The following is a 21,142-nucleotide window of genomic DNA, read 5'->3' as shown; positions in this document are numbered from 1 at the left end:
ATTGAATCAATATTATCCAATTAACACCGAAAGCTCAAGTTTGATTACGATCATTGTTATTTTTGGCAGTATGTGCCCAAAGCCATAACCGATAAAACAGCAGTATGGCCAGAATGGTCGAAGCGCCGAGAATGAAGTCCTGATAACGGATAGCAAGGTCTTTTATTTGCGCTATCATCGGCTGGTTTATCTCGCGGTAGAGCAAGAAACAGCCCAATCCGAAAACGAACAGGCCGAAACCGCGTTTTAAATGGCGGCCGGGTATCTTGCCGGACAGGCTGCTGCCGATAAAACTGCCAGTAATGGCAAAAGCCGCTACCAGGGTCGTTAAAAACAAGTCGACCGTCATATGGCTGGCGTGTCCCGCCAGGGCCGCAGCGGATTGAATCACCATGATAAACAGCGATGTGCCTATGGCGGCATGTATGGGGAGACCAGCCAGATTGTTCAGTGCCGGAACCATCAGGAAACCGCCGCCGACGCCGAGCAGTCCAGTCATCAATCCGACCAGAAAACCGTCGAAGGCTAGCGCTATCAGTGGTAGATGCCGGGGGCAGGGCTTTGTAGAGGCCGGGGCCGGGGGCAGATTTCGGATTTTGTTAGCGCGCAGCATCGGCACCGAGGCTGCCAGCATGATGACGGCAAACAGCACCAGCAGCAGCGAGTCAGGGACATAGGTGGTCAGCCGGCCTCCCAGAAAGGCGCCAATCATGCCGCTCAGGCCGAAAGCCAGGCCCGTGGCCCAGCAAACCCGGCCATTGCGCGCATGATTGATGACGGCGATAAAGCTGGTCAGGCAGACGACAATTAACGAGGTGACAATTGCGTTTTTGGCCGATAAATCAGCCAGGTAAACCAGAACCGGCACGGTCAGGATTGAGCCTCCCCCTCCTAAAAGGCCCAGTAAAACGCCGATCAGCAGGGAGAGCGCGATTAATAGCAGCATGATTAACCTTGTCTGACGGACTCTTGTTTATCCGGTTGGCCGCAGGCCTGGTTGGCAGGCAAGGCCTCGTCAATGTATCGAGGATAAGGCAGATTCAGATTCGCCATGATTTCAATAAATTCCTCCCGCGTTTTACCGCCGCCCAGACGGGCGTTGGTTGCTATTTCCTGTTTGATCGTGGATACGGTTTTGCCGTTGTAATCATGTCCCGGGTAAACCAGTGTGTCAGGCGGCAGCGTGAACAGCTTTTGCGTGATGCTGTCATAGAGCATGCCGGCATCGCCCTGCTGGAAATCCGTGCGTCCGCAGCCATCGATAAACAGGGCATCGCCGGAAAAAACACGGTCTCCGGCGACATAACTGACACAACCTGAGGTATGGCCGGGAGTATGGCGGACGAGTATTTCAATTTCGCCAACCTGAAGCTGCACGCCGTCGGTGACCAGCAGATCGGCGCACATGGCGCCGGCATCGCGGTGAACGACGCCTTTACTGCCCAGTTTGTCCCTCAATAAGCCGGCGCCGGTGATATGGTCGGCGTGGACATGGGTTTCCATGGTGTAGATCAATGTTAATTCAAGTTCGTTTAGAAGCGCTATATAGTGCTCCACGTCGCCGGCGACCGGATCGATCAGGACGGCTTTTTGACTGAATTCGCAGCCGAGCAGGTAACTGTAGGTAGCGGTGTCGGGTTCGAAAAGTTGTCTGAAGATCATGGAGTTAACCTCTTCAATTAAGTAAATAATAAAAATCTAATATTAATTATAAGACAGTCCAGGGGATGATCAATAGCTTTATCAATCATTCGGCCCGATAGGCTGGCCGTTATTTCCAATTGACGGGATCTGAAAACCGGTTCCTATCGGTGTGAACCATATTATTGCAATGAATCGTTGCCGGACGGTTTAGAAACTGACTCCAGCCTGCAGCCAGAAATTATGCGTATCGGTTAAGCCGGGCAGCGCGCCGTTGTCATCGTAATAGGCGTATTTGGCCAGCAAGCTGTAGTGCTTGCCAAAGGTTTTGGCGGCGATGAAATCCCATTCCTCACCATAATCGATGTTGCCGGTATCGTCGGCGAAATCATGATAAATGCCTTCGATATTGATGCCCATGACCGTGGCGCCGATTGAGCCGTTGATATCGCGCAGGCCGTGAACCGGTATAACCGTAAATTGATCCGACCAGCCGTTAAACAGGTGATCCGATGACAAAGGTGTTTGAAACGCGGGGCCTGAGCCTTTGCCGTCCAGTTGCTCTATGGTGCCTTTGATCGTGAAGCCGTAAGCCTGAAGGCCCGCGACTAACAGGTAATAATCGGCTTCGTAGTCGTCGGGATTATTCGCATAATCCTGTTGATAGGCATACTCATTGGTAAAAATGGTGGCGACATCGTCATTGATTGTGGCCCCCCCGTTAAAACGAACGCCATAAGTCTGACTGGATTTTATGTTGTCGGCCGGCAGGTCATTGTAGCCCAGCAGATAGGTGTAGGCCGATAACAGGCCGATGCGTTCGATATCGTAGCCGATATTGACGAACTGGCTGTCCATCGAGATTTTTTCCGCAGTCACTTCCCTGACACTGGTTATATAGCCGGCCTGTATTGTCGTGTTGGGCAACGAATTATTGCTAACCGTAATCGCGTCAAACGTTCGCTGCATTTGCCGCCAGTCCAGGTCGCCGATAAAACGCTGGTTATCCAACGTGATACGTTGGCGCCCCAGCTTGATTTCGGTACCGGGCAGGCCGGTATAGCTGATCCAGAATTGATTCAGTTCATGCTGTTGCGGATCGGCGATCGTCTCATACGTATCGTGGCCGTTTCTGAGGCTGTTGTAGGTGTTGGCACCGACATCCTGGTTGCCCTCGTATTCGGCGTAAATTTGCAGACTGTGGAATTCGGGCGTCAAATACCCCAGGCGCAGACGAACAGTAGAGGCATTGCCGACGGCTTTGTCAGGGTTTTTGCTGTCATCGTTTTCGTAACGATAACGCAGGTTGAATTTTACCTGTCCATACCTGGCATCGGCCTGGCCGAATTTCAATGCGTTTTCGATGGCATCGTCCATCGCGGCAAAGGCCGCCGTGTGGGCTATTGGAAAGAATAAAACAGCCGCCGATACAAACGTGATTTTTATGCTGGTATCGGCTAATGTTTTACGTAAAGACATTGTTACTCCCCACGATATGATAGCGAATGGTACAAGTTTAACGAGCCCGCCCCGCGGATGGCATCAAGAACCGATGCCTGACCATTCAGCGTGCGGCCATGGGCACCACATCGCGCCTCGTTGATCCGGTATAGAGTTGTCTGGGGCGGCCTATTTTCTGTTCCGGATCCGATATCATTTCATCCCAGTGAGCAATCCAGCCTACGCTGCGGCCCATGGCGAACATGGCCGTAAACATGTTGCTGGGGATCCCCAAGGCGCGCAGCACGATACCCGAATAAAAATCGACGTTCGGATACAGTTTTTTCTCGATGAAGTATTCGTCTTCCAGGGCAATGCGCTCCAATTCCAGCGCCAGCTTGAATAACCTGTCGTCATGCAGGCCCAGTTCATTAAGCACTTCATGACATGTCGCGCGCATGAGCTTGGCTCGCGGGTCATAGTTCTTGTAAACGCGATGGCCGAACCCCATCAGTCTGAATGGATCGTTTTTATCCTTGGCTTTTTTGATATAAGGGTCGATATGCGAAATATCGCCGATTTCTTCCAGCATGTTCAGCACCGCCTCATTGGCGCCGCCATGCGCCGCGCCCCATAAGCAGGCGATTCCCGCCGTAATACAGGCATAGGGATTGGCGCCGCTGGAACCGGCAAGGCGAACCGTCGATGTGGAGGCATTCTGTTCATGATCGGCATGCAGAATCAGGATTCTATCCAGCGCTTTTACCAGAATCGGGTTGGGGTGAAAGTCATCGCAAGGCGTGGCCAGCATCATGCGCATGAAATTTTCCACGTAACTCAGTTTATTTTGCGGGTGCATAAACGGCAGGCCGATGCTGTATTTATGACTCATGGCCACGATGGTCGGTATTTTTGCGATCAGGCGAATGGCGCACAGGTCGCGGTCCTTTTTATTGGTAATATCCAGGGCGTCATGATAGAAAGCGGATAGAGCGCCGACTACGCCGACTATGATGGCCATTGGATGGGCATCCCGGCGAAAGCCTTTAAAGAAGTTGGTCAACTGATCGTGCACCATCGTATGCATGGTTACGGAATGTTCAAACTGATCCATCTGGCTGCTGGTCGGCAGCTCGCCGTTCAGCAGCAAATAGCAGACTTCCAGAAAAGTGCATTGTTCAGCCAGTTGCTCGATGGGGTAACCGCGGTACAGCAATATGCCGGCTTCACCATCAATAAACGTTATTTTCGAGGAACAGCTGGCAGTGGAGGTATAACCCGGATCATAGGTAAACATGCCGGTCTTTTTATACAGATCCTGGACATCGACTACATCAGGGCCAGTAGTTCCTGATAAAACAGGCAACTCACATACGGACTGATTCTCCTCATTAACTAGGGTAACACGGCGTTGGTTAGTCATGGTACTGATCTCCGTTCTAATAATTTATTTTAACGACAGTATCACAAAGCTAAATGATATTTAAACAGAAAATACATGCTCAACTGTTTGTTCGGCTTGACCCTGGGAATCATAATGCGGATTTGTGAACGGGTGGCATCTCGAATGCGATGTCGTTTGCCGGCGAGAACCTGAAATAATTAGAAAGACGGCTTCTTAAATATGGCGCCATTAAATTTTAATAGAGGCGAAATTTCTCCCTCCCAGTTCAATGCTGGAATATGGAAAGCGCTTTTATGGGGCTTTTCAATGCAGCGCTAAATTTCAAATATGTAGTTGAGCTTTCTTTGTATGGCGAGATTGCTGTAATTCCAGACAAACCATAGCGTAAAACTGATAACTAAAATGCTTGAGACGATAAATGTGCTCACGATAAAACTGATAAGCACGATAACAGTCAGTAAGCCATACAAAGCGTTTTTACAAAAGTCATGCATTGGAAAGCCCTCTGAATCCAGTCAATGGCAATTAATAGGTAAGGCATATTACTAAAGAAACATCGAGGTAATTCTCTGTGTTCGATAAAGATGCCAAGACATCTAAAGACAATCTGGTGCTTTATATTTAAAGAGTAATTAACTGTGGCTTTAGTTTCATGCTCTTCAAATAAATATCTGATGTTACGCGGTTGCTGGTTTGAATGTACTCGTGCCCTATGGGGATTCGACCCGATACGCCAGCCGAGGGTTATGACGTCCGCATATTACTGTGTAGTGTGAAGGGCTTAAGAACCGCAATAATCGCGGCAGACGGGATTAAAAGGTTCGTGCGCAACATCAGTAAATATGAAACGGCGTGGAATACCTGTGCATTAGGAAAACTACGCTTAAGGCAAGCTGTAGCTGAGAAAGGTTAAAAAAGTACCGAGACTGATTTACGACTGGGTTATTAGCGGCGGCGATAGTAACAGTTGAAGATTAGCCGGAGTAAATGATTGCGTTGAGCGCTCGACGGGCGTAATATCGAAAACATGTAGTATTGATTCGATATTTATTGACAGTGAGCTCTGGCTTTCCTATAGTATCGATTCACTACTAAATTGAAAAGGAAATTTGTAAGCACGGCAATTTTTATCATGCCCTATCCGTTTTTTTAGGGTAGGGCTGAAGGTGATTGATGTCAGTGATCGTGCCAATATCAGGTTGAAATTATCCACCTTGGGAAATTGCTGAATACATGAACGAAGCAGGTGCTTCAGTAGTGAAATGAGGTACAGCGCCGGTTTTAAATGGCCGGGCTTTTTTAACAACTTTGGCATGTCCATAGATGACTTAAAAATACAGAGGTACAGAAAAATGAATGATGAAACACAAGCACAAACAAAAGATAGATTCTGGTTGTATGTCGGCTGCATAACGTTTGCTTTAGTGACGACCTTGGTGTTGGTCAAGAAGAGCGAGGACGAAAAATTCGCTCCGATCAAACAGCAGCTGCAAGATGAAGCCGCGCTTATGAATATTCGTGTTTTAAATTAAATCCTGAGCATACAGGATACTTCGTGGGATCTTGGCTGCCGATTTTTGCAGGCGCCGGTTGTAATCATGGTCCAGGGCGACACTATTATATAGAAGATATAGCGCATCAATGATCGCTAAATAATGAGGAGAGAATTATGAAACTTAATTTGGTAGGCCTGTTGGCGGCGTTATCGCTTTTTTCAGGTGGCGCAACGGCAACAGAATATATTTATCGGGATATCATGGCCAATACGTTGCCTTCAGCGAAGTGCGAAGCCAAATCCGCGGCAATCGAAACGGCTTCAAAGCAATATAATCTGAACAGATACAGTAAGAAGTTTTGTCAGACACAAGGTTACGGCTGGCATGTGTCAGAAGTGAAAAGTACCGGCACGCCCGTCTGTGAAGAATGCACGGATGCCGATAGCAAAGGCAAGGCTCAATGTCATCTGGAAGATATGGTGGTCACCTGCAAACGCATTAAGCCCGGTTCAGTAGGTATGCTGCCCGGCAAAGGTTAGCAGGAAATTTGAGCAGCAAGAGATCCGTATGGGTCTCTTGCTCATTCGGTGCTGTCAGCCGGTTAATGGCGCAAATTTGGTTTTCAACCACCCGGCAAACAATCTCCCCGCTATAGAAACGAAAGTCTGGAAATAAATGTCGCGGGGCTGTCCTTAGTGAAACGCAGTTAGAAACGCACGCGAATACTCACAATCCTCTCCCTCTGCGTCATCCTTTTTTTTATATTCCGTATCCACTCCGTAGCAAACGTTTCAGAGTGCTATTGCTCTTTCGGCGCCGTTTTCCCCAAACGGCGGAATCGCGCAAATTCGCTGTTAATGACAGCCGGCAAAATCGGAAACAGCACGGCGAGCGTTAACGAACCATACCCGGTCAAAATTTCCCCCAGATCCCTGCCGGTAAATAAAAAGAAATAAGCAACGGCTAATTGCAGGCCTATGCAAACAAACAGTCCCACCCGGATGCGAATGCTTTTTGCGAGTACTTCCGTAGGGGTAGGGCCTACCCGTGCCATATAAAGAATGGTGCTCCAGTTCGCCATCAGGTAAATAATGACCGGCAAGAAAGCGCCGCGTGCGACGACAGGGTTATCTTGAAACAACCACACGACAAAGAAAAGCATCAAAACCACTATCCATCCCTCTAGTTGTTTCCGTTGCAGTCGTGTCATTTCGTTTGTTAAATTCCGCAATTGATTATTCATTGAGTATTATTTCAGTAACTATAAGCATTAGGTTAACGATGTCAAGGGCTGATATTCCCGACTTGCCTGACAAATTAGAGGCAGGAACTGATGGTGTTGCGGGCATGGCGCTGTCAGGAAAACCTTCAACGATTGCCGTGCTGTTTTTATATATTAGAGAATGAAGGCGTTGAATAGCGCTTCGGACTGTTGCCGATAAATTATGCGAAAACTTAGAAAACATCGCCGACATTTATGCGATAATTCCGCGCTTAACTATTATTTGGACCTGTTGTGTCCGGATTATTCTGATACTGATAGGAGTAACACATGACAGCACTGGTTGGCATCATTATGGGCTCGACCTCTGACTGGGAAACCATGCGCTTTGCTGCGGAAACGCTTGATCGACTTGGGGTGCCGTATGAAGTTGACGTCGTTTCGGCACACCGGACACCGGACAAACTGTTCCATTATGCCGAAACGGCGGAAGCCAGGGGACTGGAAGCGATCATCGCGGGCGCCGGTGGCGCCGCTCATCTGCCCGGTATGACGGCGGCGAAAACCATCGTGCCTGTTTTGGGTGTGCCGGTACAGTCCAAAGCCTTAAACGGCATGGACTCCTTATTATCGATTGTGCAAATGCCTGCCGGTATTCCGGTCGGCACTTTGGCAATCGGCAAAGCGGGAGCCACAAATGCCGCTTTGCTGGCGGCAGCCATTATCAGCAATAAACACAGCCAATACCGTGCGACCTTGAACGATTTTCGGCATGAACAGACTGAAATGGTGCTGGAACATTCAGATCCGCGGGAGAACATGGCATGAAAATCGGCATTCTCGGAGCTGGACAGCTTGCGCGCATGATTGCGTTGGCAGGTTATCCTTTGGGGCTCGATTTTATATTTCTGGATCCGTCGGCCGATGCCTGTGCCAACAAATTGGGCGAGCATCTGCATGGGGATTATAGCGACCCGGCCTTGCTCGCGCAGCTGGCGGAACGTGCTGATGTGGTCACTTATGAATTTGAGAATGTGCCGGCGCATGTTGCTGAGTTTCTGGCCGCGCGGACACAAGTGCATCCGGCGCCCAGGGCGCTGGCTGTTGCTCAGGACCGGCTCAGCGAGAAAAACTTTTTCCGTGAAATCGGAATTCCGACGCCGGCTTTCGCGGCGCTCAACAGCCTTGAGGATTTGAAACAGGCCATGCCGAGCATCGGATGGCCGGCTATCTTGAAAAGTCGTACCCAGGGATACGACGGCAAAGGCCAGTCAGTGCTCAAATCCGTTGACGATCTGGAGCCTGCCTGGGAACTGTTGCAAGGCGTGCCGGCCATCGTCGAGGCTTTCGTGCCGTTCAAACGTGAAGTGTCAATTATTGCGGCACGCAGTATTTCAGGCGCCATTGCTTTCTATTCTTTATCGGAGAACCTGCATCGCGGCGGTATTTTGCGTGTTTCTGAATGCCGGGACGGCGATGAGCTGCAAAAACAGGCTGAATCCCACGTTACAACGCTACTGGAAGCACTGGATTATGTCGGTGTGCTGGCCCTGGAGCTGTTCGATGTGGACGGTACGCTGATTGCCAATGAATTCGCGCCACGTGTGCATAACTCCGGCCATTGGACGATTGAAGGCGCGGAAACCAGCCAGTTTGAAAATCATCTGCGCGCGATTCTGGACCAGCCTTTAGGCGCGACCACGCCGGTCGGCAACGCTGCCATGGTGAATTTTATCGGCGGCCTGCCGGCTAATGAGGACGTGTTGAAGATTGCGAATGCGCATCTGCATCTCTATGACAAAGCGCCCCGGAAAGGCCGCAAAGTCGCGCACGCGACGGCGCGGGCGGAAAATCCGGAAAGGCTGTCGGATTTGGTTAAGGCCTTAACCACGCTTGCCGACCAGGTGGACGACTCATAACGTTCGATCCTCCTGCGGGCCGCGGCAGAAATCGTGGCCCGACGGCATTGCGATGCGGTTCAGTCGCTAGGCGCTCAAAACGCGCTATGTTTTGGGCGCACAAGTTGAAAAGGGCGCAGGCTGATGCCTTCTCTTATTGATTTGTCGTATCGTAGGACAGCCATTCCCTGGCCTTGGCGGTAATTGCCGTTACAGCCGGGTGGGAGACTTTTCGCTGCATTGAGATGGCATAAAATTGAACGGTTAAGTCTTCTGCGTCGCCAATGGATCGCACTTCGTATTTCTTTTCGATTTCCGCCTTAATCGCGGTCGGCGCGGCAAAAATACCGATGCCGGCCTGGCCAAATTCCTCCATCAGCGCACTGTCATCAAATTCTCCGATAATGCGAGGGTGAATATGCCATCTATCAAACCATTGCTGGAGTTGACCTCTTATTCCACTGGCGTCGCCCGGCAATAACAGCGGGGCATTATCGAGGCAGTTCGGAAAAGACTGTGCGAAAGTGTCTACCAGCTTCGGCGCGGCGAAAAATGTCAGCGCCGATTCGCCCAGCGGCCGGCTAAAGCCACGAATATGGATGTCCGCAGGGATTTGGCTGTCCGATATGACCAGATCCAGTTTGTGCAGAACCAGATCGCCCAATAGCGAGTTGAGATCATTTTCCCTGCAATTGATGCGTACCGGGGCGGGTATGTGCAAGGCCGGTTCCAGCAAGCGATAAGCAATGGATTTAGGCACGACATCGGCAATGCCTACGTTGAATGTCAATATCGGCTCGATAGGACGATCGTAAACCACGCTTTCCAATTCACAGCCTAGCGAGAAGATTTCATCGGCATAAGCTAACACTCTATGGCCGGTATCGGTGAGTTCGAGGTGACGACCTACCCGATCAAATAACGCCACACCCAGAGATTCTTCCAGTAAGCTCAGTTGTCCGCTAATGGTTTGAGGCGTCAGGTTTAAACGTTCACTGGCCCGGACAATGCTTTTTTCCTTGGCGACCATCCAAAAGTAATGGAGATGCTTGTAGTTAATCATAGATATTGCTCAGTTCATGCTCTGATTGCGGTCAATTAGAACATGATCACTGATGAAATCATACATGGATGATTTTTTTATTCCGCTCACGCGATGCCGTGATGGATATTTGCTTCTTTAAAAAGCGAAAAAGTTCGATTAATCCGATCAATTAATAAAAAATATCCGACTTTTTATTTAATACAAGACACGGTAATTTAAAAGCTCATCTGGTAATACTCAATCAGGAGTGCAGTATGCAAATTGATATTCAAGCTCGAAATTTTTCTTTGACCGAAGCATTACAGCGTTATGTCATTAAGCGTATCAACAGTGCTTTAACCAGCAGTAATGATTCTGTTCAGCGTATCATCGTGCGCCTTTCCAATGCCAATGGACCCAAAGGCGGCGCCGATAAACGCTGCCATATTCAAGTAGTGATACCCCACCAATCAGATGTAATTATTGATGATGTTGAGGCCAATATGTATGCGGCTGTTGACAATGCGACCGATCGAGCCGGACGCACGGTCACGCGTCATGTAGCCAAGCATCGAAAATTCAAACGTGTATTCAATTCAGCCAATGCGGTTACGGCTGAAATTTAATACCCGCCTGTCCTGCTTTCAACCTCAATACTGACAACGCGCCCTCTCCATTCGGGAGAGGGCCATTGACAATGCCGCGGTTAAGTACAAAATTTAATCAAACTTTGGCATTCCAGCTCAATCCAACGAATTAATTATTGGTCAAATTTCAGTGGTTAATTGATAATTTTCGCCCGAATCGCTTCGTTAATACCATTTTCTGACTAAGGGAGAAACAATGAGTTATTTAGCCAACGCCCGAATATGGCGGATGATTCTGCCATTGGTCTTATGTTTGATGAGTCTGGACAGTTGGGCCGGGCAACGTATCGCCATTCTGGATTTCGAGCTGAAAGATCTGACCCTGGCCCCCGGCATTCCTGCGGAAATCCAACGCACAGCCAGCATAAGAGCCATGCTGGAAAACGAACTGGAAAAAGCCGGCTATGAAGTCGTGACGGTCCGCTCTGAGGCCCAGCGGAATGCTGATGTTGGTGTCGGTTATCTTTTCGATCATGACGATGTGGCGGCCGAACTGGCCAAGCCAACCGGCGCCGATTATGTGCTGGTCGGGCGCCTGCACAAACCCAGCTTTCTGTTTGCTTATCTTATGGCTCACTTAATTGACGTGCATACTGGCCGGTTGATAGGCAATTACATTTCCGAAATTAAGGGCAATGATAAAAAACTTACCTTGAAAGGCGTGGAAAGTCTGGCTGTTAAAATCGACAAAACGCTAAAAAACAACTAAACAAGGCTTGAAACTGGCGGTTAATTTCCATTGAAACTGTTTTTTGTCATACCGACTTATTTGTTTTTGCTAAACTATTCTTTTTATAGCCACTATATGCCATATAGTTTGGCCCTATAACACAATAATAGCAGAGACAACTATGCCGGTTATATTAAGCGAACTAGCCGATTTTTGCGGAGCCCGGATTGATGGGGGAGACGCATCAGTATTAATTCACGCCGCGGCGGATATCATGACCGCGCAAAGCGGACAAGTCACCCAGCTGACAAATAGCCGGTATGCCGCTCATATCAAGAATTCGATGGCTTCCGCCTGTTTTATCGCAGAAGGTTTCACGGTTGAAAACGTTCCGCCAGGCATGGCGTTACTGGTTTGCGCCGATCCGGAGATCAGCTTTATTAAAGCCGTCGAGATGTTGCATCCGGCCAGGGTTTATCGCCGGAAAATTTCGCCCCAGGCCGTCCTTGAGGACAATGTTGTCTTAGGCAACGAACTGTATATCGGACCGTATGCGGTGATTGGCGAAAATGCGAGTATCGGTGATGGCAGCGACATACTGGCCGGCGTCTATATCGGGAATAATGCCAAGATAGGTAAAAACTGCCGCATTCATCCCTATGCCGTCATCTATGATAATGTGGAAATCGGCGACAACGTCATCATTCATTCCGGTGCGGTTATCGGCGCTGAGGGATTCGGATATAAATTTCGCAATGGTGCGCATGTTAAAGTGCCGCAGGTCGGCAATGTCGTTATTGCGGATAACGTCGAGATCGGCGCTAACACCTGTATCGACAGGGGCGCGCTGGGTAGTACGGTGATCGGATCAGGCAGCAAAATAGATAACCTGGTACAGGTCGGACACAACAATAAAGTCGGCGAACACGTGATCATGTGCGGTCAAACAGGCGTATCAGGTTCTTGCACGATTGAGGATTATGCCATCCTGGCCGGTAGTGCCGGCGTTGCCGATCATGTCACGATCGGTCGCGGCGCGGTAGTCATGGCGCGTTCGGGGATAGCCGGCGATGTCAAGCCGGGCGCTCAAGTATTCGGCAGTCCTGCCAAGGACAAGAAAATCGCCTATAAAGAGCAAGTGGCCATCAGTAAATTGCCGGAACTGTTGAAAAAAGTGAAAATTCTGGAAGAGAAGCTCAGTCTTCTTCTTGATAAAGATGTGTAGCCGATATGGCTAATCAGTAAATTCGGTAGTTGCTTGTCGTGAGATCGCTGAACTAGCGTTGTTGGAATGGTGGCTTGAAAATGCGCTTTAGTGTTTCTAAAAAGCGGCCAGGAAAAGCATCAGTGATGCCAGGGAATTAAAAAATGTTAAACAACCCCCCCGCATATGTCTGCGAGGGGGTAGCAGTATCTTATTCTACAGCTTTATTTTTTGTCGCTTTTCTTGCTTCAATAGCTTGAAAAGTTTCTTGTTGAAGTTCAGCTACTGCGCCGCTTTTCAAATGCTCGGTTTCTCTGCCTTTGAGCATGACAACTAATATGATAGTCGCGACGATGATTCCGCCGATGTACAGCCAGAAATTATCTCTTTCTTGTTCTTCAGCCATTTTTAAATCCTCATATAGTTATTGTAGTAATGTTTTTGTCCCCTCTCCTCAAAGGGGCAACTCAACAATTAATAATCATTGAGCCGATCGTCGAAATATTTTTGTAAACGACGGGTTAATTTTTATCACGAGATAAGGTGTTGTGTCAAAACTAAAATAAATTTATCTTGACTGTCGTGTTTTTTGTTTTGAATAAAGCTCTTATTTATTGCCTTATTTTTCAAAGTTATATTTATAAGTTATTGATAATTAAATAACTTATAATTTTATTGCGAAGCATGCATAGCGACAGCGTAATGTGTTTTTAGGCGAGGGCTGCTGATCAGTTAAGGTAGAGCAAGTTAAAGAAATCACATTGACGAGGTTGAAGGAAGGTCAAATGTTTGAAATTTCCGGACCGGAACATCGATTGAAGAAAGCCGAATACGATAAGCAAGTGCTGGAATTGAGAACGCAATTGCTGACGGCGCAGCGGAAACTCCGATCGGCGGATTTTTCTGTCATTATCCTTGTATCAGGCGTTGATGGAGGCGGCAAGGGCGAAATAATCAATCTTCTGAACGAGTGGATGGATTCGCGCTATATACAAACTAATGCTTTCGACGAACCTAGCGATGAAGAGAAGGAGCGGCCCAAGTTCTGGCGCTTCTGGCGCACATTGCCGGCAAAAGGCACCATTGGCATTTATATAGGCTCCTGGTACAGCGAGCCGATATCGCAGCGTGTCCGCCAGGAAATCACGAATGATCAACTGCACGTTGAATTAACGCACATCAAGCAATTCGAGCAACTGTTAACCGATGATGGCGTCTTGATCATTAAATGCTGGTTGCACCTGAACAAGGGTGAACAGCAAAAACGGCTGAAAAAGCTCGAAAAAAATCCGCAAACCAGTTGGCGGGTAAGCGACCGCGATAAAAAACATCTGAAAACGTATGATGATTTTATCCGGGTGGCTGAACGCGCATTATTCGAAACCAGTACCGCCGCCGCGCGCTGGCGGATTATCGACGGTACGGATAGACGCTACAGCCGTCTATCCGTAGGCCGGCATGTGCTGGACAGTATTGGCCGGCATATCGAAAGAAGAGCTGCCGGCCAAGGTGTCATCGAGCCTGTAACCGCCACCGGTATCATCGATATTCCACGGGACAGTGTACTGGCCAGGCTCGACCTGTCGCTTAAACTGAGCAAAAAAACCTATGATGAACAATTGAGTTTTTATCAAGGCGAACTTAGCCGGCTGACCAGGCTGGCGCACCAGAAAAAATGCTCCAGTATCTTAGTCTTCGAGGGCTGGGATGCCAGCGGCAAGGGGGGAGCCATCAGGCGCTTGATCCATGCGCTTGATGCGAGGCATTACCGCGTGATTTCCGTGGCCGCACCCACCGATGAAGAGCGCTCCCGGCATTACCTGTGGCGGTTCTGGCGCCATATTCCGCGCGCCGGCAAGATCACTATCTATGACAGGAGCTGGTATGGACGTGTGCTGGTTGAACGTGTTGAAGGCTTTGCGGCGGAACATGAATGGCGGCGAGGCTTTTCGGAAATAGTCAATTTTGAGGAAGAATTAATGCGCGCCGGTATCATTATCCTGAAATTCTGGCTGCATATTGACCAGGATGAGCAATTGAGACGTTTTCGTGAGCGCGAACGGATCATTTATAAACAACATAAGATAACCGAAGAAGATTACCGCAACCGTGAAAAATGGGCCGACTATGAATTGGCAGTCAATGACATGATAACCCGCACCAGTACCGAGGCTGCTCCCTGGATATTGGTTGAAGGCAATGATAAAAAATATGCCCGTATTAAAGTATTAAAAAGCTATTGCGAGAAATTGGAATCGATTTTCGACTGATTAATATATATTTTTTAATAATGTAAGTTTAAGAATTGATAGTGACTATTCAGTTCTAATTGGCCATATTATATTTGTCTGTAATTCTAATATTCCCCAATTCAAATAATTCAGTGAGAGTGCCGGATTGTTTCGATAATGGTAACTTGTAACTAATTGATTAGTAAATGCATAAAAAAACTTATCGCTCCTAAGCAAGAGCTAAGGTTCATCAAATAAGCTAATCGGGAACACGGCGTTTAGCGTGTCAATTAAGTACTTCCATTTGATCCAATAATCGTCCTCTTTGAAATCGTGCACAAATTAGCTCCCTTTAGGTTTCTATGTGCTTTTGAATTGGACGGCATTTAAAAACAAGCATTGATGATGTATAGCAGCAATTTTAAATATTAATTACAAGCTCTTGTTAAATATTAATTAAATTTCACTCGATTACTGTTTTAAATAAATTTAAAAAGCTGCTAAAAATGTAAGGTATATATATGCATAAATTAAATTTAGCGTTTTCAGGATTGGTCTTGGCCGGTTTGTCAGGACCGGCATTCAGCTTGCCGGCTTTTCCGGGAGCGGAGGGGTTCGGGACGGAAACACCGGGCGGGCGCGGCGGCAAGGTGATCGAAGTCACCAACCTGAACGACAGCGGTCCTGGAAGCCTGCGCGCCGCATTGACGGCGTCCGGCCCGCGTATTGTCGTTTTTAAGGTGGCCGGTACTATAGAGCTGTCATCACGGATTGAGGTGGAGGAACCCTATTTGACAGTAGCCGGGCAGACAGCCCCCGGCGATGGCATCACAATCAAGAATCATGAGTCCAACGGCAAAGGGCCGATGCGGATAAGCACGCACGACGTGGTGCTGCGTTATCTCAGAATCCGTTCCTCCCCCAGTCCGAATGACGGCGGAACACTGGATGCAATGACCATGTACCCGGGGCCATATAACGTCGTCGTGGACCATTGCTCTTTCTCGTGGGGAACGGACGAAGTATTTCAAACGGGCGGAGCGCATGACTTTACGATCCAGTGGAGTATTGTCGCGGAAGGATTGAGAAACGCCACCCATCCGGAAGGCGATCATAGCAAGGGCATGCATTTCAGGGACGCCAACTCCGACAATATCTCCGCGCACCACAATCTGCTGGCGCATAACGAGGACCGCAATCCCAATGTCAATTCGTCCGGGACTGTGGATCTGGTCAACAATGTCTTCTACAACGCTACGCGCTGGACCGAGATCAAGGACAAGTTCGGCGAACCGAAAGCCAACATTGTCAACAACTATTACAAAATGGGGCCGAGCAGCGGCAGCAAGGGCTATGAAGTCTTTTACTACGACAGCACCGGCCGGCAGCCCAGAGTCTACGTCAGCGGCAACATCGGCTTTCACCGGCCGACGAACGATCTGCCGGATGCAGAGATCGTGCGCGAGGACAGCCGCTGGATGATCGTGAACAGCCGCTTCCCGGCGCCGGCGGTAACGACTTTCCCGGCAAACGAAGCGTTTACCAAGGTGCTGGATGGCGTCGGCGCCACCTTGCCGGTGCGGGATGCCCATGACGCCAGCATCGTTGACGATGTGCGCAACGGCACCGGCAGTCTTATCGATGACCCGTCCGAGGTGGGCGGCTGGCTGGTCATGGCGCCCGGAACACCGCTGCCCGACGACGATAAGGACGGGATGCCCAACGAGTGGGAACAGGCGAACGGTTTAAATGCCTCGAACGCGGCGGATGGTTCGCAAGATGCCGATAATGACGGTTACACCAACGTCGAAGAGTATTTGAACGGAACCGATCCACGGGTTGCAGGCGGTGATGTCATTGATCCACCGCCTTCAACCGGACCAGGGACAGATGGGCCGGAAGATCCGGAAGAGCCGATAATCGATTCCGGAACGGGGGGCGGCGAGGATAACACGGGGTCGGATACGCTGACTTTTGCGCCTGTCGCCGATGCAACGATCATGGCCGATTCGCCTGATACCAATTACGGCAGCGAGGACAAGCTGGAGGTCGATAAGAGTTCCATGGCGCATGCCCTCATCAAGTTCGCGGTTTCAGGTATCGGATCGGACCAGGTTGCCAGCGCCAAGCTGCGATTGCACAACTCCAATTCATCAAAAACTGGCGGGGATTTTTATCCGGTCGCCGACAATTCCTGGTCCGAGCAAAGTGTCACCTGGAACAGTGCGCCACCGGCCGATCAGGGCAAGATCGCATCGCTGGGCGCGGTCACCAAGGGCAATTGGTATGAAGTGGATGTCACCTCGTTAATCAAGGGAGATGGCGAATACAGCCTGAGCATGCAGTCGACCTCAAGTGATGGCGCCGATTACAGATCGAAAGAAAGATCGGGATTTGCACCACAGTTGATCGTTACGGTGAAGTAAGGATGCGTTAATAACTTCCCTGAATCGTGATGAATAAATAATACCTTTGTGGGGACGACTTGAGTCGCCCTGGGCGAATACCCTAAAGGGCACAAGTACCCAAAGGGCATAAATAAATTCGCCCCTACATAACGGTTAATTGCATCCGTAAACCGGGAAATTATTTACGGCCAAATCCTAAGTAATGGGCATGAAATAAATCAGGGAATTGTAGGTGCGAATTCATTCGCACATTTGGGGAAGTTATTTTATGCGCGTTCCTAAACGGCTAAAGCCCCTCCTGGAAACGGGAGGGATTTCAACAAGACGCAGCCATGACCAGCATTGATACTGGCTATGGTTGTATCAGCAAAGGGCCCCCAAGGGCCCCTTTTTTATGAAACATGGATACGGCTCTGGAGCGGTCGCCCTCAATCGGCCGTATATTCGACATGCAACAGCGGCGCGGCGGATGGCACGCCATCGAAGGCTTCCGCAACACGCTCGCCGCTGCCGGTAATGATCACCGCCAGCGAATTGCCGCTCGACCAGCCGGCGCGATTGACAATTTCCTGAATCACGGCGGCGATATTCGGCGTCCGCTGGTCAGGGCCGGCGACATTCTTTGTCGGCCATGCCGCCGGACTCCAGGATACCGAAGCGCCCGTTTTGGGTCGTGAGGAAATATTGCCGGTTGCTGTGGTAAACGTGGGGGCATTGTCGATAGCCTGACCCGCAATTTGCAGCGTGGTGGCGCCTGATTCCGCTTCATCGACCGTGAACTGGATGAAAGCACTGGTAATCGTCGCTCCCTGTGGAATCGTAATGGCGTTAAAACGCATTCCCACGGTTTGGTTGCCATCTGAGTCGAGTATCATCTCAAGATCGGAGCTTTTCAAATCCATCTTGCCGGTAGAAATGATTTCCTCGGCGTCATCGGTACTGGCTGAGACGCGGATGTCCAGCGAGCCGCTGCCGCCGCCTCCGCCGCCCGTTGAATTGTCCACGGTGACGGTGACTGCATCGGATGTACGTATATTCCCGGCGGCATCCCTCGCCACGGCGGTCAAGCTGTGGCTGCCGTTGGCTACCGCCGTCGTATCCCAGGCGATGGAATAGGGCGAACTGGTATCCTCGGCGCCTAAATTGACGCCGTCCAGTCTGAATTGCACGCCCACGACGCCGACATTATCCGAGGCATTGGCCGAAACGGTAACCGTGCCGAGCACCGTGGCGCCATTCGTAGGAGCTGTCAGGCTCACGGTAGGCGCTGTCGTATCATCGCTGCCGCCGCCACCGCCGCCCGATGCCGTGCGCGTCAGATCGATGCCATTGACCACCGTTCCGGACGGCAGTCCGCTGCCTATGCCATTCCAGACAAATGCATAGTTGCAGGCCGTATTGCTGCCGGTTGAACTTGGACTGCATTGGAAAATATCGGCGCCGCCGCCGTTGGCGCCGGTGACAGAGAACGTACCCAGCGTGGTCAGATAAATGTCGCCGTTATCGTCGATCGCGACGCCGTTCACATCCTCGCTGCTGCTTTGGCTGAGTTCCACATCCGAACCGTCGAAATACAGAGCCCAGGTGCCGCTTGTGGCTTCACCCAGGGACGTGGGTGTGAAAGCGAGCATATCTTCGTCGTTAGCGCCGGAAACGCCTGTGACTGTCGGGTTGCCAGTGGTGCTGATGAGCAGACGTCCATCCGGGGCAAATCCAATGGCGTCAACGTCCTCGTCGCTAGCGGTCAGTTCCACGTCGGAGCCGTCGAAATACCATTCGAAGCTGCCCGCCGTGTTAGTGCCCAGTGAGGTCGGGATAAAACGCACGATGTCGGAGTCATCAACGGTGCCCACGTTCGGTATCGCGAGGCCGTCAGCCGCGAAGCTGAGCAGAATGCTGCCGTCCGGCATAATGTGGAAGGCATCGACTTCCACGCCGCTGGCGCCAAGACCCACATCGGAGCCGTCGAAATACAGTGACCAGGTGCCGTTGGCCGTGTCGTAGGCGAGGATGTCCTCGTCTCCAAATGCTATGCCATTCACAGTGCCACTGCTGACAGTGGAAACGTAGATGGCGGCGAAAGGCGCCGGCTGGGACTGGACGTTGATTTGCACGTCATCGCTGCCCGAAAGCTGCGAATCGCTGGCCGTCAGGCGCAGCACATAAACGCCGGGACTGGAAAAACTCGCCGTGGTATCGACCGCGCTGGCATTGCCGAAAGTCACCGTGCCCGGGCCGCTGACCTTACTCCAGGTGGTAGTGACCTGGCCGGGAGGATTGGGCAGCCCGTCATCCGCCACTGTGCCGTCGAGCAGGGCATCGGCCGATGCGCTGATGAACTGATCCGGGCCGGCCGCGACAGTAGGCGCCTGATTGCCCGGCTGTGCGCCAGTCGGGATTGAAAACTGATAAACCTTGCCGTCGTTTTCATTCGGGTTCGAATCATTATCGATACCACGGTCGGCGACATAGACATGCGTTGTATTATCCCCGGAGATATTTTTCGATACCGCCGCGAGCCCGGCGGGTTTTACGGGACTGGCGGCGTCGATGCCTATCGTCCGCACCAGCGTGCCCGACGTAGTCAGATAAGCCAATTCTTCCTTGGGCTTGCCGACGATATAGAGGTGCCCCGGATTGTCCGGGTCGTATTCGCCGCCTTCGGGATCGGTCACGCCCAGTGATGAGGTATCGAAATGCGTACAGGTTTCTCCCGAGCCGTTAAAAAGCCCGTCTGGTCCCGGCGTAACCTTGTAGACTTCCGCATTCACGCCATCGATGATGAACAGCGTGCCTTCTCCGTAAGCAATGCCTTCGGGGTCGCTGCTATCGCAGAGCGTGCGGGTTGAAAACGAGGTCCGGCTATCGTCGCTGGTGAACAGTTGCCCATCCGGCCCCGGATTGATATCGTAGACTGCTTTATCGTCGTCGGAGGAGATGAGCAGGTGGCCGTTGTCCGTGTTGAAGGCGCAGCCCACCGGTTCTTCCGAGTAGGCGAGCGTGTTCGAGGTGCCTTGCAGAGCGCCCGTGCGGGTCATCTCGAACAGGTTGGCGCCGTCATAGATATTCATTTCATTGACTTCGCCGTCACAGATCAGCAATCTGTCGATATCGCTGAGATAGGCAACGCCGCTAGGGTCCGGGCTGGGCGGATTGAATGCCGAGGTATCGATGGTCCGGATCAGCGAGCCCGTGATATCCGCGGCAAGCGCGGGATGCTGGCCGGCCAGGAGCAGAGCACCCAGCGCGGAAAGTTTGAACAGGGTTTTTCGATTGGTCATTGGAATGTCCTCTTGAAGAAAAGTGATGACTGAAACTTCGCAAACATCAAACTTCCGCCGCCGGTCTAAAAAGGTCCGGGCAGTTCCCATTCGCTGACTTCGCCTTTAGGCCCCTTGGCCGTCACCAGATACAGATGGCAGATGGACGGGTGATCGGTGCGATCCAGGCTCGGCCCGAACACCATGCCCTGGGGCGTGCCGATATTTAACCCGGAGAGATCCAGGCTGGCCGCCAGTTCGCCCTCCAGCGTCAATTTGTACAGTTTCCGCCGCTCGGCGCTCAACGCATACAGATGGCCGTCCTCGGGATTGAAGGCGAGGCCGCGCAGATCCCCCAGTTCACCCGGCAGCGCGATCGGCGTCACCTCGGCGCCGGCAAATTCGCGTCCCGGTTTCGGCTGGATGCTGACCAGGCGCGGTCCGGCGCCATCCAGAACGAACAGCCGGCCGGTGGCCGGTTCCAGCGTCATGCCCTGGGGATCGGCGATGCCGAAGCCCTGCGCGTCCAGGCGCTTGATCTTGTCGGGATTCATCCTATTGCGCGCGCCCGCCTTGACCGCGATCAGCTCGCCGCC

General features: G+C 50.9%; 19 protein-coding genes. 10 read left to right on the top strand and 9 right to left on the bottom strand.

Features of this window, described 5'->3' with window-relative positions:
* Positions 1-34 precede the first annotated feature (34 nt).
* The 4 genes from EK22_RS19030 to gltA all read right to left on the bottom strand — a co-directional run bounded on the left by EK22_RS19030 (position 35) and on the right by gltA (position 4,504).
* Complete coding sequence (locus EK22_RS19030; RefSeq protein ID WP_036253590.1) at positions 35-946, bottom strand: sulfite exporter TauE/SafE family protein; 912 nt, start codon at positions 944-946, stop codon at positions 35-37.
* Positions 947-948: 2 nt separating this feature from the next.
* Complete coding sequence (locus EK22_RS19025; RefSeq protein WP_036253588.1) at positions 949-1,662, bottom strand: MBL fold metallo-hydrolase; 714 nt, start codon at positions 1,660-1,662, stop codon at positions 949-951.
* Between the two features lie 189 nt (positions 1,663-1,851).
* Positions 1,852-3,120 carry an alginate export family protein gene (locus tag EK22_RS19020; RefSeq protein WP_036253586.1) on the bottom strand — a complete coding sequence of 423 codons (1,269 nt, stop codon included), beginning with the start codon at positions 3,118-3,120 and terminating at the stop codon, positions 1,852-1,854.
* 85 nt (positions 3,121-3,205) lie between these two features.
* Entirely contained in the window at positions 3,206-4,504 is a 1,299-nt protein-coding gene (gene gltA, locus EK22_RS19015) for a citrate synthase (protein ID WP_027147290.1), read from the bottom strand.
* Positions 4,505-5,838: 1,334 nt separating this feature from the next.
* Between gltA and EK22_RS19005 the strand changes: the two genes are divergently transcribed.
* Positions 5,839-6,018 (top strand): hypothetical protein, encoded by a 180-nt coding sequence (locus tag EK22_RS19005; RefSeq protein ID WP_027147291.1) that lies wholly within the window; start codon positions 5,839-5,841, stop codon positions 6,016-6,018.
* A gap of 137 nt (positions 6,019-6,155) precedes the next feature.
* On the top strand, positions 6,156-6,521 hold the full coding sequence (locus tag EK22_RS19000; RefSeq protein ID WP_036253582.1) for a hypothetical protein: 366 nt from the start codon (positions 6,156-6,158) through the stop codon (positions 6,519-6,521).
* Between the two features lie 260 nt (positions 6,522-6,781).
* On the opposite strand, the gene EK22_RS18995 is transcribed toward EK22_RS19000, so the two are convergent.
* Positions 6,782-7,225 carry a hypothetical protein gene (locus EK22_RS18995; RefSeq protein WP_152565152.1) on the bottom strand — a complete coding sequence of 148 codons (444 nt, stop codon included), beginning with the start codon at positions 7,223-7,225 and terminating at the stop codon, positions 6,782-6,784.
* Between EK22_RS18995 and EK22_RS24775 the strand changes: the two genes are divergently transcribed.
* The 3 genes from EK22_RS24775 to EK22_RS18985 all read left to right on the top strand — a co-directional run bounded on the left by EK22_RS24775 (position 7,225) and on the right by EK22_RS18985 (position 9,123).
* Positions 7,225-7,389: a hypothetical protein gene (locus tag EK22_RS24775; protein ID WP_161786470.1), complete on the top strand. Its 165-nt coding sequence runs from the start codon at positions 7,225-7,227 to the stop codon at positions 7,387-7,389. The two genes, EK22_RS18995 and EK22_RS24775, sit on opposite strands and share 1 nt — an antisense overlap.
* A gap of 145 nt (positions 7,390-7,534) precedes the next feature.
* Entirely contained in the window at positions 7,535-8,032 is a 498-nt protein-coding gene (purE, locus tag EK22_RS18990; protein ID WP_020159478.1) for a 5-(carboxyamino)imidazole ribonucleotide mutase, read from the top strand.
* Positions 8,029-9,123: a 5-(carboxyamino)imidazole ribonucleotide synthase gene (locus EK22_RS18985; RefSeq protein ID WP_036253579.1), complete on the top strand. Its 1,095-nt coding sequence runs from the start codon at positions 8,029-8,031 to the stop codon at positions 9,121-9,123. Before purE ends, EK22_RS18985 begins: the two co-directional genes overlap by 4 nt.
* Before the next feature lie 133 nt (positions 9,124-9,256).
* Here the strand turns inward: EK22_RS18985 and nhaR are convergent, their stop codons facing one another.
* The gene (gene nhaR, locus EK22_RS18980; protein WP_020159480.1) at positions 9,257-10,165 is read right to left on the bottom strand and encodes a transcriptional activator NhaR; all 909 of its coding nucleotides are present in this window, start codon (positions 10,163-10,165) and stop codon (positions 9,257-9,259) included.
* A 236-nt stretch (positions 10,166-10,401) separates the two neighbouring features.
* On the opposite strand from nhaR, the gene EK22_RS18975 reads away from it, so the two are divergent.
* The 3 genes from EK22_RS18975 to lpxD all read left to right on the top strand — a co-directional run bounded on the left by EK22_RS18975 (position 10,402) and on the right by lpxD (position 12,668).
* Positions 10,402-10,752: an HPF/RaiA family ribosome-associated protein gene (locus EK22_RS18975; RefSeq protein WP_020159481.1), complete on the top strand. Its 351-nt coding sequence runs from the start codon at positions 10,402-10,404 to the stop codon at positions 10,750-10,752.
* A gap of 217 nt (positions 10,753-10,969) precedes the next feature.
* Complete coding sequence (locus tag EK22_RS18970) at positions 10,970-11,482, top strand: DUF2380 domain-containing protein (RefSeq protein ID WP_081917974.1); 513 nt, start codon at positions 10,970-10,972, stop codon at positions 11,480-11,482.
* Between the two features lie 142 nt (positions 11,483-11,624).
* Positions 11,625-12,668 (top strand): UDP-3-O-(3-hydroxymyristoyl)glucosamine N-acyltransferase, encoded by a 1,044-nt coding sequence (gene lpxD, locus EK22_RS18965; RefSeq protein WP_036253571.1) that lies wholly within the window; start codon positions 11,625-11,627, stop codon positions 12,666-12,668.
* A 190-nt stretch (positions 12,669-12,858) separates the two neighbouring features.
* Here the strand turns inward: lpxD and EK22_RS18960 are convergent, their stop codons facing one another.
* Complete coding sequence (locus EK22_RS18960) at positions 12,859-13,053, bottom strand: hypothetical protein (protein ID WP_020159484.1); 195 nt, start codon at positions 13,051-13,053, stop codon at positions 12,859-12,861.
* Positions 13,054-13,432: 379 nt separating this feature from the next.
* Here EK22_RS18960 and pap point away from each other — a divergent pair, with 379 nt between their 5' ends.
* A complete protein-coding gene (gene pap / locus EK22_RS18955; RefSeq protein ID WP_036253568.1) occupies positions 13,433-14,917 on the top strand; it encodes a polyphosphate:AMP phosphotransferase in 1,485 nt (494 codons plus the stop codon).
* A 482-nt stretch (positions 14,918-15,399) separates the two neighbouring features.
* Positions 15,400-17,304 carry a CBM96 family carbohydrate-binding protein gene (locus EK22_RS18950; RefSeq protein ID WP_051961974.1) on the top strand — a complete coding sequence of 635 codons (1,905 nt, stop codon included), beginning with the start codon at positions 15,400-15,402 and terminating at the stop codon, positions 17,302-17,304.
* Positions 17,305-17,714: 410 nt separating this feature from the next.
* Here the strand turns inward: EK22_RS18950 and EK22_RS25010 are convergent, their stop codons facing one another.
* Both EK22_RS25010 and EK22_RS18940 read right to left on the bottom strand, forming a co-directional pair.
* Complete coding sequence (locus tag EK22_RS25010) at positions 17,715-20,567, bottom strand: Ig-like domain-containing protein (RefSeq protein WP_036253566.1); 2,853 nt, start codon at positions 20,565-20,567, stop codon at positions 17,715-17,717.
* A gap of 65 nt (positions 20,568-20,632) precedes the next feature.
* On the bottom strand, positions 20,633-21,142 hold a 510-nt coding region (locus tag EK22_RS18940), incomplete at its 5' end, for an SdiA-regulated domain-containing protein (protein ID WP_036253564.1).

This window comes from Methylobacter sp. BBA5.1, from assembly GCF_000746145.1.
GTDB classification, from domain to species: Bacteria; Pseudomonadota; Gammaproteobacteria; order Methylococcales; family Methylomonadaceae; genus Methylobacter; species Methylobacter marinus.
Note: the sequence above shows the minus strand (reverse complement) of the source record. Positions and strands in the feature narration are given on the sequence as shown.

Excerpts from the sequence above, each read along its gene's own strand:
- EK22_RS25010 (WP_036253566.1), bottom strand. The coding sequence starts at position 20,567 with ATGACCAATCGAAAAACCCTGTTCAAACTTTCCGCGCTGGGTGCTCTG.
- EK22_RS19000 (WP_036253582.1), top strand. The coding sequence starts at position 6,156 with ATGAAACTTAATTTGGTAGGCCTGTTGGCGGCGTTATCGCTTTTTTCA.
- EK22_RS18985 (WP_036253579.1), top strand. The coding sequence starts at position 8,029 with ATGAAAATCGGCATTCTCGGAGCTGGACAGCTTGCGCGCATGATTGCG.
- purE (WP_020159478.1), top strand. The coding sequence starts at position 7,535 with ATGACAGCACTGGTTGGCATCATTATGGGCTCGACCTCTGACTGGGAA.
- pap (WP_036253568.1), top strand. The coding sequence starts at position 13,433 with ATGTTTGAAATTTCCGGACCGGAACATCGATTGAAGAAAGCCGAATAC.
- EK22_RS18950 (WP_051961974.1), top strand. The coding sequence starts at position 15,400 with ATGCATAAATTAAATTTAGCGTTTTCAGGATTGGTCTTGGCCGGTTTG.
- EK22_RS18975 (WP_020159481.1), top strand. The coding sequence starts at position 10,402 with ATGCAAATTGATATTCAAGCTCGAAATTTTTCTTTGACCGAAGCATTA.
- EK22_RS18970 (WP_081917974.1), top strand. The coding sequence starts at position 10,970 with ATGAGTTATTTAGCCAACGCCCGAATATGGCGGATGATTCTGCCATTG.
- nhaR (WP_020159480.1), bottom strand. The coding sequence starts at position 10,165 with ATGATTAACTACAAGCATCTCCATTACTTTTGGATGGTCGCCAAGGAA.
- EK22_RS18960 (WP_020159484.1), bottom strand. The coding sequence starts at position 13,053 with ATGGCTGAAGAACAAGAAAGAGATAATTTCTGGCTGTACATCGGCGGA.
- EK22_RS19030 (WP_036253590.1), bottom strand. The coding sequence starts at position 946 with ATGCTGCTATTAATCGCGCTCTCCCTGCTGATCGGCGTTTTACTGGGC.
- EK22_RS19020 (WP_036253586.1), bottom strand. The coding sequence starts at position 3,120 with ATGTCTTTACGTAAAACATTAGCCGATACCAGCATAAAAATCACGTTT.
- EK22_RS19005 (WP_027147291.1), top strand. The coding sequence starts at position 5,839 with ATGAATGATGAAACACAAGCACAAACAAAAGATAGATTCTGGTTGTAT.
- EK22_RS19025 (WP_036253588.1), bottom strand. The coding sequence starts at position 1,662 with ATGATCTTCAGACAACTTTTCGAACCCGACACCGCTACCTACAGTTAC.
- EK22_RS18995 (WP_152565152.1), bottom strand. The coding sequence starts at position 7,225 with ATGAATAATCAATTGCGGAATTTAACAAACGAAATGACACGACTGCAA.
- gltA (WP_027147290.1), bottom strand. The coding sequence starts at position 4,504 with ATGACTAACCAACGCCGTGTTACCCTAGTTAATGAGGAGAATCAGTCC.
- lpxD (WP_036253571.1), top strand. The coding sequence starts at position 11,625 with ATGCCGGTTATATTAAGCGAACTAGCCGATTTTTGCGGAGCCCGGATT.